Source organism: Psychrobacter sp. bablab_jr014 (assembly GCF_016464015.1).
Taxonomy (GTDB): domain Bacteria; phylum Pseudomonadota; class Gammaproteobacteria; order Pseudomonadales; family Moraxellaceae; genus Psychrobacter.
This window is the reverse complement of record NZ_JACDXT010000017.1, coordinates 17,403-33,693: the sequence shown is the minus strand read 5'-3', so window position 1 is coordinate 33,693 and position 16,291 is coordinate 17,403. Positions and strand designations below refer to the sequence as shown.

At 50.3% G+C, this 16,291-nt stretch carries 12 protein-coding genes; 5 read left to right on the top strand and 7 right to left on the bottom strand.

Annotated features, from left to right (window positions below; genetic code table 11):
• Positions 1-97 precede the first annotated feature (97 nt).
• On the top strand, positions 98-811 hold the full coding sequence (locus JIE71_RS04300; RefSeq protein ID WP_199507499.1) for an RluA family pseudouridine synthase: 714 nt from the start codon (positions 98-100) through the stop codon (positions 809-811).
• A gap of 43 nt (positions 812-854) precedes the next feature.
• Here JIE71_RS04300 and JIE71_RS04295 read toward each other — a convergent pair whose 3' ends face one another.
• Positions 855-1,796 (bottom strand): D-2-hydroxyacid dehydrogenase, encoded by a 942-nt coding sequence (locus JIE71_RS04295; protein ID WP_199507498.1) that lies wholly within the window; start codon positions 1,794-1,796, stop codon positions 855-857.
• A gap of 451 nt (positions 1,797-2,247) precedes the next feature.
• Between JIE71_RS04295 and rapA the strand changes: the two genes are divergently transcribed.
• From rapA to JIE71_RS04280, 3 genes are all read left to right on the top strand, one after another.
• On the top strand, positions 2,248-5,133 hold the full coding sequence (rapA, locus tag JIE71_RS04290) for an RNA polymerase-associated protein RapA (protein ID WP_199507497.1): 2,886 nt from the start codon (positions 2,248-2,250) through the stop codon (positions 5,131-5,133).
• Between the two features lie 222 nt (positions 5,134-5,355).
• Complete coding sequence (locus tag JIE71_RS04285; protein WP_199507496.1) at positions 5,356-5,508, top strand: hypothetical protein; 153 nt, start codon at positions 5,356-5,358, stop codon at positions 5,506-5,508.
• The gene (locus tag JIE71_RS04280) at positions 5,475-6,395 is read left to right on the top strand and encodes an acyl-CoA thioesterase (RefSeq protein WP_199507495.1); all 921 of its coding nucleotides are present in this window, start codon (positions 5,475-5,477) and stop codon (positions 6,393-6,395) included. The genes JIE71_RS04285 and JIE71_RS04280 overlap by 34 nt, the downstream gene beginning before the upstream one ends.
• Before the next feature lie 41 nt (positions 6,396-6,436).
• Here the strand turns inward: JIE71_RS04280 and mutY are convergent, their stop codons facing one another.
• The 5 genes from mutY to JIE71_RS04255 all read right to left on the bottom strand — a co-directional run bounded on the left by mutY (position 6,437) and on the right by JIE71_RS04255 (position 14,203).
• Entirely contained in the window at positions 6,437-7,651 is a 1,215-nt protein-coding gene (mutY, locus tag JIE71_RS04275) for an A/G-specific adenine glycosylase (protein WP_199507494.1), read from the bottom strand.
• 95 nt (positions 7,652-7,746) lie between these two features.
• Entirely contained in the window at positions 7,747-9,159 is a 1,413-nt protein-coding gene (locus JIE71_RS04270; RefSeq protein ID WP_199507493.1) for a KAP family P-loop NTPase fold protein, read from the bottom strand.
• Between the two features lie 42 nt (positions 9,160-9,201).
• Positions 9,202-10,164: a ribosome biogenesis GTPase YlqF gene (gene ylqF, locus JIE71_RS04265; RefSeq protein WP_199507492.1), complete on the bottom strand. Its 963-nt coding sequence runs from the start codon at positions 10,162-10,164 to the stop codon at positions 9,202-9,204.
• Between the two features lie 93 nt (positions 10,165-10,257).
• On the bottom strand, positions 10,258-13,236 hold the full coding sequence (locus JIE71_RS04260) for a DUF2339 domain-containing protein (RefSeq protein ID WP_199507491.1): 2,979 nt from the start codon (positions 13,234-13,236) through the stop codon (positions 10,258-10,260).
• A gap of 226 nt (positions 13,237-13,462) precedes the next feature.
• Positions 13,463-14,203 (bottom strand): dienelactone hydrolase family protein, encoded by a 741-nt coding sequence (locus tag JIE71_RS04255; RefSeq protein ID WP_199507490.1) that lies wholly within the window; start codon positions 14,201-14,203, stop codon positions 13,463-13,465.
• Positions 14,204-14,477: 274 nt separating this feature from the next.
• Between JIE71_RS04255 and JIE71_RS04250 the strand changes: the two genes are divergently transcribed.
• On the top strand, positions 14,478-14,957 hold the full coding sequence (locus tag JIE71_RS04250; RefSeq protein WP_199507531.1) for a YcgN family cysteine cluster protein: 480 nt from the start codon (positions 14,478-14,480) through the stop codon (positions 14,955-14,957).
• Between the two features lie 36 nt (positions 14,958-14,993).
• Here JIE71_RS04250 and JIE71_RS04245 read toward each other — a convergent pair whose 3' ends face one another.
• Positions 14,994-16,169, bottom strand: coding sequence for a DUF4105 domain-containing protein (locus tag JIE71_RS04245; protein ID WP_199507489.1), 1,176 nt, complete (start codon positions 16,167-16,169; stop codon positions 14,994-14,996).
• Positions 16,170-16,291 lie beyond the last annotated feature (122 nt).

Here is a 16,291-nt window from a genome sequence, read left to right as displayed (position 1 = left end):
TGTGTCATCACTTAGCCCATTGACTCCTTTTAAGCCTCGCTATCTAAATGATGACACGCCCTGATTTTCTAAAAACCTAATGATAAGTAGCTGTTTTATGCCAATTACCGATGAAAATGTGGCCTTGATGAACGCGGCCGAAGCGGGCTATAGCGTTGACTTTTTTAAACAATTTGCCCAGTCGATTACCGTCTATGAAGATGACGATATTTGGGTCGTAGACAAGCCAGCAGGCTTGCTTAGCGTCGATGGCAAATCGCTTAAGGTCAGTTTGCTCTCCCGCTTAGAGCGTGCCAATCCTGCAGTCAAACTGATACATCGGCTGGATATGGACACCTCGGGCCTTATGATTTTTGCCAAAAATGCCGCCGCGCAAACGCACATCAGCAAGCAGTTTATTGAGCGCTTGCCACAAAAGCAGTACGCGGCGCGTGTGATGGGCAAATGGCTATCGGTCGGCGATAAGGGCGAGATTAATGTGCCTGTGCGCTATGAGCCTACGACCAAGCCGCGCCATGTTGTCGATAAGGATTGGAAAAAACACGCGCTCACCTTGTATGAAGTGCTGGGGCATGAAGAATGCGCGGGCGAGTGGGTAACGCGTGTGGCGCTCAAGCCTGTGACAGGGCGTAGCCATCAGCTGCGCGTGCATATGGTGCATGTGGGGCATGTGATGATTGGCGACCCCATTTACGCGACCGATACCGCGCTTGCGATAGCACCGCGCCTCAACCTGCACGCGCACCAGTTACGCCTCAAGCATCCTGTCTTGGGCGCGTGGATGGACTGGGAAAGCCCTGTACCGTTTTAAATAACTGTAAATAGCCAGAGCCGTCCCGTTTTTAGTACACGCCCTAGGTTTTATGAATAAAGTCCTTAACCTGCGCGCATAAAGTGTCCCATAGATTCAACTGCGCTGCCTTGCTGCCCCACGCATTGTGCGGGCTAAAGATGACGCGCGGATGCTGGGCTAGGGTGTGGAGTGGGTCGTCGCTGGCGATGGGCTCTTGGGCAAAGACGTCGCTGGCGTAGCCTAAGAGTTTATTATCATTAATTGCCTCGACCACCGCTTGCGCGTCCACCACGCCGCCACGTGCCACATTGACGATAAGCGGGCGCTGTTGCATCTTCGCGATGGTTGCTGAATTAATCAGCTGCTCAGTGGCATCGGTCAGCGGACAGTGCAGGCTAATGACATCCGACTGCGCCAGCACAGTATCGAAGTCGGTATAGTCGCTGCTGCGTGGCTCGCGTCCCTCATGCTCTGCCCACAGCACGGTCATGCCAAAGGCGCGAGCAATCTCAGTGACGCGCTTGCCAATCGTGCCGACGCCGATAATGCCCAGCGTACGGTCTTCCAAATCGAGCAGCGGCACGTCCAATAAACAAAAATTACCATCGTTCGCCCAGCTGCCGTCCGTGACTTTATTGTGATAATGCAAGGTTGCGCGCATGGCAGAGAGCATCAGCATAAAGGTATGCTCAGGCACGCTTTTGACCGCGTAGCCTGCGACATTATAAAGCGCCACGTCATTTGCCTCGCAGGCGGCACTATCGACATTGTTCATTCCTGTCGCGGTCAGTTGAATCAGCTTAAGCGTGGGCAAGCTGTCGATAAGATCTTTATTTAATTTAACCTTATTGGTGATGATGATGTCCGCGTCTTGGCAGCGCTCACGTAGCGTATCAATGTCTTGCGGAGTGTCATCAAACACTTGGTAATCGGTGATGCCCTCAGGAGTGGGTAAATCAATGTCGTCTGAAAATGTGCCTCTGTCTAAAAATACCGCGCGCATAGAGTGACCTTTTATGATAGATAGGGTGTATAAATGAAAGAATAATCGGTAAAAATAATGTAGCACGATTTTTGTTGCGCAGGCAGGCACTGACAAAAAGTAAACAGCGCAAAGGACGGGCAATAGAGTTTTACCAAGCGACGACACCATGACTTGAAAAATGCACTTAGCATACATATTTAGAGCGTATCCTCAAATAAGGCTTGCGCTAATGGCGATAAATTTTCGCCGCGCTGCTCGATTTGTCTAAAATTGGGGACGCGCAACAGGCGCGAACATTATATAATGACGCCTTTGGTCAACGTCTGCTACAAACAGCGGACTGCTAAAGCTGACGAATCCGCCGTTCTGCAAGAGGAAGGGACGCTCTATCGGACAAGGTACGTATCGGACAACGACTGTGCTACCATGAGCCGCTTATTTTTCACCTAAGTACAAAAGACATCGCCTTATGACTATCTCTGCCGCTGCATTGCACAGCTCCCCATTCGCTGTTGGTCAACGCTACCTCTCTGACACTGAGTCTGAACTGGGCTTGGGCGTGGTCATTGATGTGGATGACCGCTGCGTACATATTCTATTTCCGCAAAGTGAAGAGACTCGCGTCTATGCGCAAAATTCCGCGCCACTATCGCGCGTGGTGTTCAAGGTTGGTGACAGTATCAGTGACCAGTCTGGCAACAGCTACACCGTGACAGGCGTCGAAGAAGTCATGGGCGTCTTAAAATACAGCGTTGATGGCAATGACAGAGGCATTATGGAGACGCGCCTTGCTGCGAACATTACCCTTGCCAAACCCCTTGAGCGCCTGCTGGCAGGACGTATTGAGCGCGGCGACTGGTACGAGCTGCGCCAAGACATGCTGCGTATGCAAGCGGCACTGGCAGGGCATCCGCTAAAAGGCTTGATGGGCGCGCGTGTTGACATCATCGAGCATCAGCTGTATATCGCGCATGAGGTGGGCAAACGTATCGCGCCGCGTGTGTTGCTGGCGGACGAAGTGGGCTTGGGCAAAACCATCGAAGCGGGCATGATTATCCATCAGCAGCTGCTTACGGGCAAAGCCAAGCGCGTCTTAATCCTTGTACCTGACAGCTTGCAGTACCAGTGGATGATTGAGCTGCGCCGCCGCTTTAACCTAAACTTTGCGCTTTTTGATTTGGTGCGTACGGCAGCGATTAAAGAACACGACCCTGAGCAAAATGTCTTTTTGACCGAGCAATGTATCATTGCGGGCATGGACTTGCTGCTTGACCATCACGACTTGTACGAGCAAGCGATGGACGCAGGCTTTGATTTGTTGGTCGTTGATGAAGCGCACCATTTGCATTGGGACGAGGCGCAAGGCGGCAACGACAAGTATGACTTGGTCGCTGACTTTGCTGAAGAGACCGCAGGTGTATTACTACTGACCGCAACGCCCGAGCAGCTCGGCGCACAAAGCCACTTTGCGCGTTTACGTTTACTGGATGCCAATCGCTTTGATGATTTGGATGACTTTATTGCCGCCCAAGATGCCTTTGCCGAAACGGCGGCAGTCGCTGGCGTGCTGATTGAAGACAAGCCATTGAGTGCAGGACAAATCGGTGCGTTAAGTCATTTGCTGGGTATGGATGACAGCGAGCTTGCCAATATCAATGACGATGACAAGCTGCGCACCTATGCGCTCAATGAATTGCTTGACCGTCATGGCACAGGACGTGTGCTGTATCGCAACACCCGTGAGAGTGTGCAGGGCTTTTATGGTCGCCGCAGCCAGCCGCATCCGCTGCCATTGCCTGAGGCGTGGATTGGCAATTATCAAACCACAGGCAAACTGCGCGAGCAGTTGTGGGGCGAAGAAAACCAGCCCGATGGCGGCTGGCTAGAGGATGACCCACGCGTAGCATGGCTCATTGACATTTTAAAAGGCGAGCTAAAGCACGAAAAAGTGCTCTTGATTGCGCGTAGTGGTGCGACGGTAGAGAGCCTAGAAGCCGTCTTGCGTCTGCACGCAGGTATCAAGACCGCCATCTTTACTGAGCAAATGAGCCTGCTAGAGCGTGACCAAGCGGCAGCATTCTTTGCCGATAATGAAGGCGCGCAGATTCTTCTGTGTTCAGAGATTGGCTCAGAAGGGCGCAATTTCCAGTTTGCCAGCCAGCTGATACTCTGGGATTTGCCTGCCAACCCTGACACGCTAGAGCAGCGCATCGGTCGTCTTGACCGTATCGGACAAACGCAAAAAATCACACTACATGTGCCCTATGTCGAAGGCACGGCGCAAGAGCGTCTGTACCTCTGGTACGCCGATGCGCTCAATATCTTTAACCAAATCTCGCCCACCGCACAAACGGTGCAAGAACAATTTATTGTGGATTTAAAGCCACTGCTCGAAGGTTCGGACACGCCTGAGAATCGCATGGCGCTTGAGCAATTGATTGAAGACGCGCAAGCGACTCGCTTGGGGCTGGAGGCGCAGTTGCAGGCAGGGCGCGACCGTCTGCTGGAGTACAACTCGTGCCGTCCGCGTGTGGCGTCGCGTATTGCGGCAGCGATGCATGACTTTGATGACAATAACTTGTTGCCACAATTTATGGAGCGTTTTTTGGCGTCTGCCAATATCGACCACAGCGTACAGCGCGATGGCTCGTGGATACTGGCACCCGTGGACAGCACGCAAGTCAATGAATATATCGAAGGCTTGCCGCTGGATGAAGAAGGCATGACCTTAACCTTTGAGCGTCAGCAAGCGCTACAACGCGAAGAGATTGACTTTATTACGCATGAGCATCCGTTGGTGCGCGCTATTTATGAGCTATCGAGTACCAGCACCTTTGGTAATACCGCTGTGGCGATGTTAAAAAGTGCCGCCGTGCCACAAGGCATGGTGCTGCTCGAAGTCAATTTCCGCGTCGAAGCCATCGCGCCGAAGATGCTGAACTTGCCTGCAACCTTGCCCAAGCAGCACATTCGCATATTTATTAGCGAGCAAGGCAATGACTTGTCTGAGCGCATTAGCAGCGAGATGATCATGCCGCACATTGAGCGTTTGGATAAAAACCGCGCGCGCCAAGTCATTAAAGTGCGCGGCGAAGTGATTGAAAGCCGCTATCAAGATGCCGAGCGTCTGGCACAAGCGCAGCTTGCGGACATCAGCCATACTGCCAATGAGCGCTTTAGCCAGCAGTGGTCGCGTGAGATTAAACGCTTGCAGCACTTGCAAAGCATCAATCCCAACGTGCGTCCTGAAGAGATTGAACGCCTACAGCAGTTGCAAGCGCAAGGCGAGCAAGCACTCGGTCAATTGTCGCTCGTGCCTGACTCGATTCGCGTCTTAGTCGCGGTTAAGCCATAGTTTGCCGCACACTGAGAGCCAAACGGTTTTAAAAAATGAGATGCCTGCGGGTGTCTCATTTTTTTATAGTGCTGGTGTCCGTGTTTGCATCAGCGCGCAATAGGCGCGGCAGTCAGATTAATATGCGTCAATATGAAGCGCTCGACTGGTCAAAAGGGTCAATATTCGTTACTATAAATTCCTTTTTAGAACACATTTATCATTTTGTAGATAAGATTAATGATGAATGAAACAGCGCTACGCTTGCGCTGCTGTTTTTCCTCTTATGCGACCCAACGCCCCGTGATATGGACGTTTTCAGGCACAGTGGTCATCACCATCACCCAAGGAGACTCGCTATCATGTCTGATGATGCTACCCTTATCGACCAGTTAATACGCACCGTAACCTTGAATGAAACCGCGCCCGACGTCTTTGAAGGTCAAAGCTATGATTACGTTGGCGCGCGTATCTTTGGTGGGCAAGTCCTCGCGCAAGCGGTTATGGCAGCCGCGCACACCCTTGAGACTGACAAGCCCTGTCACTCATTACATGGCTACTTTTTGCGCGGTGGCGATATTCGCCAGCCTGTTATCTACCAAGTGCGCCGCCTACGTGATGGGCGCAGCTTATCAGCGCGTGAAGTGACGGCCACTCAGTATAAGACAGACAAGGATGGTGAGCAGGTCGAGCAGGTGATATTTTCGATGATTGCCTCATTTTCACCGATGGAAGAGGGTTTGGATTATCAAGAGCGCATGCCTGTTTATCCACCGCCAGAGGATTTACTCAGCGAGCAAGAGCTCAAGCAAGGCTATGTTGAGGGCGTGCCCGAGAGCTTAAAGTCTCGCTTTATGCGCCGCCGCCATGTGGAGATTAAGCCTGTCCAGCCGCGCGATCCGATTAGTCCTGAGCCGATGAAACCCAAGCAAGCCAACTGGGTACGTATCCGTAAATTGGGCGCACAGCCGATTGCCATTCAGCAAGCGCTACTGGCGTTTTCGTCTGACTTTTATTTGGTAGGTACAGGTCTTATGTCGCACGGCATCAGCTTTATGACCAACGGTTTGCAAGCAGCGAGCATCGACCACTCCATGCACTTTCACCGGGCATTTGATTTAAATGAGTGGCTGCTGTACGACATGTGGAGTGACACGACTTCCAATGCGAAGGGGCTCAATCACGGGCAGTTTTGGCAAGATGGCAAGCTGGTCGCTACCGTGCAGCAAGAAGGGCTAATGCGCCTGCGTATGCCGCAGCCATCACTAACCACGTTCGCTTAACTTTCTAATTCCTATTTTCTACAGCACCAATTTCTATCCCACTATCCTGCCGCGCCGCTGTCTAAAATCTTCACCATCGCGCGCGGTAGGCTAAGTGCGGTTGCAGCGTCCGTCGTCTGCCATACAAAGCGCACGTCCGCTGCCTTGAGTGTGTCACTCAATGCTTGAGCGTCTTTGGCATCCATGCGCTGTATATGCGGCGTCAAAAACCAATGAAAATGGGTCAATGAATGCTTAATGGCGGCTGGCGCGTCTGTTGGCTGCTTTGCATCAGCCATTTTGTTTTTCTTTAACCACGTATCAATGATTTGCTCGGCGGTTGAGTATTCTGTCTCAAACGCCTTGTCCTCAGTGGCCACGCTTAGCACTTTTTTGCCTTGGGTCTTTTGTTCAAAGGCTAAGGGCAAGCTCCACAACCCACCCCAAATGCCATTGTCAGGGCGCTGTAACCACAGCAGCTCGCCCGCTGGATTTTGCAGCAGTAATGCTTTGCTAAATTTGCTGGGCTTGGCTTGTTTTTTTGCTTTGACAGGGTAGTCGGTCTCGCGTCCTTGCGCGTGCGCAATGCAGTCGGCTTGCAATGGGCACAGCAGGCAAGCAGGCTTGCGGCGGATACAGAGTGTCGCGCCCATATCCATCATGCCTTGGGCAAAGCGTCCTGAGTGCGCGCGCGGGGTCAGGCGTGTGGCTAGTGCCCACAATACCTTGTCGGTGGCGCTCTTGGTAATGTCGCCATCAATGCCCGCCCAGCGCGTCAGTACCCGCTTGACGTTGCCATCACAGATGACGCCATAACCGTGCAAGCCCATCGCCACAATCGCGCCTGCGGTTGACGGACCGACACCTGCAATGGCTTGCCAGCCATCAACCGTCTGCGGAAAGTCGCCTGTCTCATTGATGACCGTCACCAGTTGCTTTGCGCCTTTGTGCAAATTGCGGGCACGCGCATAGTAGCCCAGCCCCGCCCAATGCTCCGCGACCGCATCCCAATCCGCCGCCGCCAAATCCTGCACGGTGGGGAAGCTCTCCATAAAGCGCGCAAAGTACGGCAAAACGGTCGTCACCTGCGTTTGCTGGAGCATGACCTCAGAGAGCCATACCATGTAAGGATTGGGCGTGTCGGTCTGGTGCTGCTGCCACGGTAAGTCGTGACGACCGTGCGTCTCGAACCACTCGAGAATACGCGGCGCGAAGCTGTCAAGCGACTCGGTAGGCTGGGTAAATGCGGTATCAGGTAGGGCGGTCGGTTGGGTCATAGGCTCGATAATCTATACGTTGCAAAAGGCAATAGTATACCTGATACAGCGTAGGACAACGACCCAACAGAAAGGAAATAAGTGAATGAAAATAATTAGTTATGAATGTCGAACAGCAGTAGGTTATTGATTGTGTGGTTAATATATTCAGATAGATAACGGTCAGGACTAATATGGTTACTACGGATCAATAGTCCCTTTAAATTCAATTTATCATCAAAAGTCTGTACTAACATACTAAAGGCATGGAGTTTATCTGTATAGTTCGTTCTGATAAGGTTGCTTCTAACTCGACTACTAAAACTAGCTAGTATGAAAAATTCTGCCGAATAATCTTCTATATTATTGCTACTACCATTAATCATAAGTGTAAGACTATAGTTATTTATACACTCATCAAAATTAGAAGAAGTTATCTTTTTATTTGATAGGTTGATAAATTTTTTATAGTTACTTATATATAAAAAGCATAAGAAAGTGATTAGTATCTGCTCGGATTTTCGGCTTTTACTTTTTTCTGTATCCTCAAAAATAATCAAAGTTTCAATACAGCGTACGACTTGTTCTATTTTTCTGAGTGATAGTTGGTCTACTTTTACAAATTTAGAAACATCGTAAATAAGGTCATTATCTTTAAAACCTTGTGGAATCACACTGCTTTCTTGTACAACTTGTCTAAAGTAAGTCACATTATTATCAACTGAACGGTTTTCTTCATCTTTACTCGTGGTTGGTAAGTTGATTTGATATTTAAAAAACTTATAAAGATAACTATTTGGGTCTGTTTCGCTACCGTAGCTGTGCTTGATGGTTGCTTTTAGCTGCTCGGCGTTAGTCACAAGGATGATTTGCACATTTTCAACATCAAAGACGTGCTTGATGGTCTCCAGCATCGCCACCGCAAAATCTGGTCGGCAGCGGTCTAGCTCGTCAATGAGCAAAATGACGGGGTTTTCCTTAGTAATTTCAAGAAGGGTTGCCTGTAAAGCATTGAGATTTTCTTCAGCCTTTACTTGGTCTTTAATAATAGACTTTAAAGACTGGTCTACAAGCTCTTTTGAACCCTCTTTTATAGCTTCCACCCCCTCTGTATAGTCACTAGAAATTTCTGAACCATACTTTCCAAATACGAGACTCAATCCTGACTTTAAACCAATACCCGTTACGAGCCGCAAATAAGGAATAGCTTTATTAATAAACTTTTCTTTATTTTCGCTTTCGTATAGACCTGCGACTGATGCAATAAGTGTTAAAAGTGGTTCATTAGCATGGTCGGCTTGAAAAGCATTTACATAGCTGGTTTTATAATTATTAGGATTATTGGCTTCTATTAGGTTTTTTAGTTTAAAACAAAACTCTGTTTTTCCTGTACCCCATTTGCCATCAATAATCATCGGGGAGACATTAATTTTAGAGTCTAACAGCTTAATAATTTTTTCAGCAATGGGTTTACGTTTAAACTCATCTCTATCAGAAAATCTGTAATTTTTCATATTGCTGTTGCTCATGCTTCTCCCTTATTGATGTTTAAACGTTATTCCATTTATAACCTACTTCCGATTCTGACGCGCACGCTTTTTACGTAAGCGCTTTTCTTCCTCTCTGGCTTTTTTCTTTTCTTCAGCAGCGAGGCGCTGTTCAGCGACGACGATTTCTTCAGCATCACGCATGGCGGGCGTCTCAAGCGTAATGCGCCCAATCGTACCGCTACGCAATTCATTAATCAAAATCTCCGACATGCGGTAAGTATCGACCTGATTGCCCGCGCGCACGCAGCCACGGCGTCTGCCCGCCACTTCCATAAACTCCCAATCGGTCTTGGGCAGCTCGTCGATTTTGTAGCGTTCTTTGAGCAGTTCAGGATAGGCACTGAGCAAGTATTCGGTGGTGTAGCTGGCGACATCGGCAAAGTCAAAGGCCGTGTCACGGATGCCGCCCGTTGCCGCGAGGCGATAGCCTGAGTTGGCATTTTCAACCTTGGGCCACAGCATGCCGGGGGTGTCATAAAGCATGATGTCGTCGTCGAGTTTGATGAGCTGCTGCGACTTGGTGACGGCGGGTTCATCGCCTGTCTTGGCGACCGAGCGCCCTGCGAGGGTGTTGATAAGGGTCGATTTGCCGACGTTGGGAATGCCCATAATCATGGCTTTGATTTGGCGTCCGGTGCCGACTTTATTAGGCACAAGGTTTTTGCACAGTTGCAAGATGCGCTGCACGTCTGACGCTTTGTTGGTGTCGCAGGCGATGGCTTTGACTTGGCTTTGCTGCTCAAGGTCATCAATCCATGCAGCGGTCAGCTCAGGATCGGCGAGGTCGGCTTTGTTTAAGATTTTGATGACAGGTTTGTGTCCGCGTAGGGCGGCGACCATCGGGTTTTCGCTGCTGTATGGGATGCGCGCATCAATGACTTCGATGACCACGTCCATTTGCGGCATGATTTCTTTGATTTCATTGCGCGCTTTGTTCATGTGTCCAGGAAACCACTGGATGCTTTGATTGTTTAGATTGTTCATAACAAAACCTTGATACCTAAAAATGCGCGGCGCTGACAAATCGCGCCAAATGCGTCCAGTTTACTATAAATGCCGCATGCCAGCGCGGACTATCTACGCATCTGCCTTGTGCTCATCGGCAGCGGGCGGCAAGGGCGCAAGATAACCGATTAACAAAATCAGGCTGCCCGCGACAATAAACGACGCCACACGAAGTAAAGCCTTAGTCTGTGATAAGTCAATAAACATCAGCTTGAGCAGCACCATACCGAGTAGCCCAATACCGCCGAACCACAACAAGCGTTGGCGGTAGCGGTTGGCAATAAAGGTAGCAACAAGGGCAATCAGCGTCCATAAGATGGTCAGTCCCGTTTGTACTTGCTCGCTTTGCCACACGGTTGGATAGGTATCGAACCAAAGCGGCGTGCCAATAAAGGCGTGTAGCGTGCGTACCAAGATGCTTGATAGCCAGAAAAAACCAATCATTGCTAATACCAAAAACGCAAGGCGATGATACTCAATCAGGCTGGCGTGCGGGGCGCGGATGCGCTTGATCACCATTAATAACAGCAGCGAGCAGCCCATGATTGCCGCCATCGTGATGTCTACAATACTCAGCACAGGAAAGTAGGGTAAGTTCCATACTTTGCCATCACTAAAGAGGTTGCTAAACATAACCCACACAAAGGCAAGAGGCAACAGCGCATTGCCCGCACCAATGAGCGCATGTGGCAGACCCATCCAAGCAGGCACATGCGATATCAATGAGGGCGTGCGTGCATTGGCAGGCGCGTTTAGCTGGCGATAGTAGCCGTATAGCGGGATGCCGTAGAGTAGAGTCACCAGCAACATCGGCGGCGCGATGTGATTGCTGCTGGAATACAAAACCAAGCTATAAAACACCACAACCAGCACGGTGATGAGTAAGCCTGTCGCGTCCCATGTGCGCTGCTCGCCTGTCTGATACCAGCGTTTAAGCCACAATAGCGCTGTGATGATAGCTGCCAGCATGCTCACAATAAACAGCAACCAATTGCTATCCGACCATGCATAATCAAACGAAATATTGACAGGATGCAAGGTCAATAGCAGCGCGTATAAGGCAAGGAATAATACATGCGTAATCTTGCGCGCGTAGTGCCACGGGGCTTTGCTGTCAATCAGCCAATATGCCGCGCTGTGCAGAATAAGGACAAAGGCAAATAAGGTGGTCTCCTCAGCAGACCACCACAAATCAAAGGTAGAATAAGTCGCCCACACGCTCCAGCCTGTCGCTACAAGCGTAAAGGCATAGAGCGGCACTTGACTTACCCAGTGCGTCGATATTGTTTTGCTGCGTATATTGTCTTTGGGCGCTTGATACTGCGCATGCTCGCGTAATATAAAGGCGCTGATGAGCGGCAGCCACGCGGTGATAAGCCATACCAGTACCAGCGAGCTGTCACCTGCATACAGCCGATTCGGAATGTTCCAAAACCACAGCCAAAAGACGCTCAAGACATGCAGCGCCAAACCAAAATACACCGCCCATTTACGCTGGCTACGCTGCCCGAGCCACACGAGCGCCAGCGCTTGAATCGACCAGCCGCCCGTCGTCCAGTCGGCATCTAGCGCCAGCACCAACATCAGCGCCAAAAATCCTGTACCCAGCGCCAGCATACTTTCGGTAATCAATAAGTAGCGCGGGCTTTTCTTAGCAAAGGCATAGCCGACGCCCAGATACATCAGCGCTAATATCCCCGCGGTCATGGTCAAGCCATCATCGATAGGCTTAAGCAATACCGCAAAAATGCCAAAGGCTAAGACAGGCACCGAAAACAGCAAGCTGGTATCGATGGGAAAGATGCTGCGCGAGCCATCTACATTGGGCGTGCTGGCTGGCGAAATAGCGGTTTTGCTGTTATAAACAATGATATGCTGCGCATAGCGAATCGCCACGAAAAGATACAGCAATACATGCAGCGCCGTCAGCAGTACCAATATCCAGCGCTGTTCATTAATTTGCGCGGCCACATTGATAGATTGGATTAAGCCCAAATAATACGCCACACCAAAGCTCGCCAGCACGCTGACCAAGTTCAGCACTTTCCATGCGCGGTAATGCGCCATCAGCGCAACGGCGGTATTGAGCAGCAAATAATAGCCAAACAATAAGCTTAAACTGCCACTGTCTGTCCCCGTTAATAACGGCGCAAAAAAGCCGCCTGACAATGCCAACACTGCCAAAGGAAAGGCATTTTGCCGCACTGCAAGCAGTGTCGTACCAATTGCGAGCAATGCCAGTAAAGTAAAGCTGGTAGTATTACCCAGCACCTGATACACCCAATAGGCAAAAAATACTGTCAAATACGTGATGGCAAGCCCCGCGCCTTGTAGCGTGATGCCGTAGGTAAAGCGTTTGTCGGTCAAACGATAACCCAGCCCCGCCAGTCCCAAACCTGCCAGCGCAATACCGCCAAGCTTGAGGCTAATCGGAACCTCGACATAGTCGCTGATCAAGCGCAGCAGCAGCACCACGCCCACGAGCAGAACAATAACGCCGACACGCACCACCAAATTACCACCAAAGAACCAATTCTTTATTGACGATACTAACGAGGTGACCATCGGTAGCGAGCGTTCATCAGGCTCGCTTGCGTTGCTGGGCGGCGTATTTGTGCTGTCGTATTGCGGGGTAGCATGCGGGCTTTGCTGATTATCAATAGGCGATTGGGCGTTGCTACTGGTATGAATGTGCCCGTAAAGCGTTTGATAAAAAGGGGCTACCGAGACAAACGGCACGGTAATAGCAACAGGCGCTATAATCATAAACTGCGGATAGCGGTTCGACTGCCGCGCCATTGTATGCTCAGCAGGTGCATTAGAGGTATCGTTGGGCAATGGCGGCGGGGTTTGAGCTGGCGCTTGCGTTTGGGGAGCAGGCGAGGGCGCTACTGGCTGTCGTTGCTGGGCTTTTTGCGCTGTCGTTAAGGCGCGGACTTGCTGCTCAAGTGCGGTGATACGCCGACTGGCACGCGCATACAGCACGATGGTCACAATCAGCAAAGCGACAAATACCCACCAGCCAAGTACGTTTAGCAAAACATCCAGCATAACAACCTTTACTTATTGCCTGTAATCTTAAGCACGATGATGCCGCGATTTTGACCCAAGTACAAGATAAGATACGTATAAGTACAGACATTTGATGATAAAAATAACAGCTTGAGACTTTTTGACAGTCATAAAAAAAGGTCGCCAAAAGATTTGGCGACCTATCACAGCGGTTTTATCTGGGCTTTATCGATTTTTTTATCCATAAAGCCGCTTGTCTGATGGCTTACGCTAGGTTTTCTTTCATAAAGTCCATCATGTTTTCCCAGCTTTGCTTGGCGGCATTTTCGTTGTAGCCGAGGTCGACATTATTTTTAGCCGCGCGCTCATCAGCGTTCGGGTTGGTAAAGCCGTGCTTGGCATTGTCATACACATCGATGGTGTAATCGACGTCCGCCGCGTCCAATTCTTTTTTCAAATCTTCAATCGCGTCCATGCTAACCATCGAGTCATCACGACCGTGCGCGACCAAAACTTTAGCATGGAAATTGTCTTTATCAGCAGGTTGTTTTGGTGCTGGGTTGCCATGGAAAGTAGCAACCGCTTTTAATGGCATGCCTTCGCGCGCCATATCTAAGACGATTTTGCCGCCGAAACAAAAGCCAATCGCGCCCAGTTTTTGCTCATCGACCAGCGTCTGGTCACGGAAATCATCTAAAATCAGACGGCAGCGCGCCATCAGCATGTCTTGGTCTTCTAAGACTTGCTCCATCCACATGTTGGCTTGCGCCGCATCGGTGGTCAATTTGCCTTCGCCATAGACGTCCATCGCTACCGCCGCATAGCCTGCTTCTGCTAGGCGCTCGGTGACGGCTTTTGGATGCTCAACCACGCCCCACCATTCTGGTGCGACCAAGATACCTGGGGCAGGCTTATCTTCAGAGGCCGTCTCTGGTACGGCAACATAACTGATAAGCTGCACGCCATTTTCCGTAGTGCTGATAAGCTCAAATGTTTTAATGGACATAAATAATTTCCTTTATTTTATCGTTTATAAGTATATATAAATATGAGTGTATATTAATAATGAAGCACGCCTCCCGCAGCGCTTGTCTTTAAAAGCAGCGCGCAGTAAAAGCGGCAAACACACGTATTACCTTAACGCCGCTGGCAAGCGAAAACAGCTATAATACTGTAACGCCTGTTAAAAAAATGCTAATACGCTTACGAGGTCTATTTTGTCTGACATCTCCCGCACCCTTGATACAAAACACACAGCGCGTGCCACCGCACCGCAGCCGATTGCGCATGATGAGCGCGCCATCCGACCCCAGTTTTGGCAGCATTATGCGCTGAACGAACTCAATGACGAGGAATGGGAAGCGCTGTGTGATGGCTGCGGCACGTGCTGTTTGGTCAAGTTTTTGGATGACGATGAGGATGATATCGTTGAGTACACCGATGTGGCGTGCAAGCTGATGAATTGCAGCACAGGGCATTGCCAGCATTATGAGACGCGCCAAGATTATGTGCCTGAATGTATTCAGCTGACGATGGATAATCTGCCAGAGATGATGTGGCTGCCCGCGCATTGCGCTTATAAGCGCCTGTATCAAGGGCAATCGCTGCCCGACTGGCATTTACTTATCACTGAGGACGCCGCAAAAACCCGCGCTGGCATGCAAGCGGCGAATGTCGGTATTGCAGGGCGCTGTATCTCAGAGCAAAGTATTGATGAGGACGCAATGGAGATGCGTATTGTCAATTGGGTAACGACATAACCGACAATACAAGCCGTTAATGATAAAAATCGGTGGCTAGTTATCGGTTTCGGCTTTAGTTACGGACATCAACTTGGGCGCGGGCAAGTCTTTGCGAATACGCTTGGAGAACAGTGCCGCGTCCATATTGGCTTGATAGGTGAGGGCGCTTACTTTGGGGTTGATATGCGCGCGCTCATACCAAGTGTCCATCGACCATTTTTGCGGCGTCGGCGTTAATAGCTGCTGTTCATACAGATAATCAGGCAGCCAGCCCGACACCCAAATGCGATAATCATAAGGCAAGCGATTGCCGCTAACCATGCGCGCCATTTCAAAGACAATATTGGTGCAATTGCTGGTCAAAGTGTTGTACCACTCAGGCGCACGATTTAGGCTGTCCGCCTTTTGCAAATACGCCTCAAACAAACCGCGCACCTCCGCTTGACTCAAATGACTGAGCGGAAACAAGTACACCTGCTCACCGCGTACATTGCTGCGCGTATAGATGATGTCGCGCTCTTCGGCGGCAATCAGACTCAGCTCATACAGCTTAAAAAACCCACCCAATGCCGAAAACGACTCGCCTTGCTCTTTACGAATCTCTAGCGAAAAGGTGAGTGGACGCGCATCGGTAAAGCGAAAGCTCACCAGCGTATGCGCAATCGCTGGCCCCATCCAGTAGGAGTTGATAATATCGATACCTGCCAGCTTGGACAAATCGACGGTGCGCGTCTGCCAACGTGTCTCTGCCAGTGACTCGGTGCGCCAATCAAAGTTACGCACATTGTGTAAGGTCACGATATCAGGATTGTCCGCCTCGCGAGTGTAGCTTAAACGCTCTGCCACCTCAGGTTGCCAGTCGCGCTGCTGCTTGGGCGCAATGGACACAAACCAACCGACCCCAAGTAGCCATAATGCGCTATAAGCAGCAAATACGCGCCGTGTCGAAAAGCGTGGGCGTACCACTTGGTCTTTCGTACCAATGCGTTTAATCAGCACAGCAACCAAGAATGCAGGCACACTGCCAAGCGCGTAAGTCATAAGACCTAAGCCGAGCTGAAACCACAGCAGCATGAGCAGCCACGCTAAGGACAACAACAGCGTGATAACCATTAAAAAGCGTAGTAATAGTCGCCGCCAAGGCAGCAAACGTACAGACACCCGTTGACGGTAGGTGGCGAGCGTACGGCGCAAGCGGCTGGCGGCGGGGCGTAGAGCAGGTGGCAACATAAGGCATCATGGCAAACAGATAGGGCTTGACGATAGCAAAGTTCTTGGCACACTGACAATACAATTTGGCAAAAATTGTCGTTGAATGTCAGGGGGGCTTACGCTAAAGTGAGAGCCAGAAG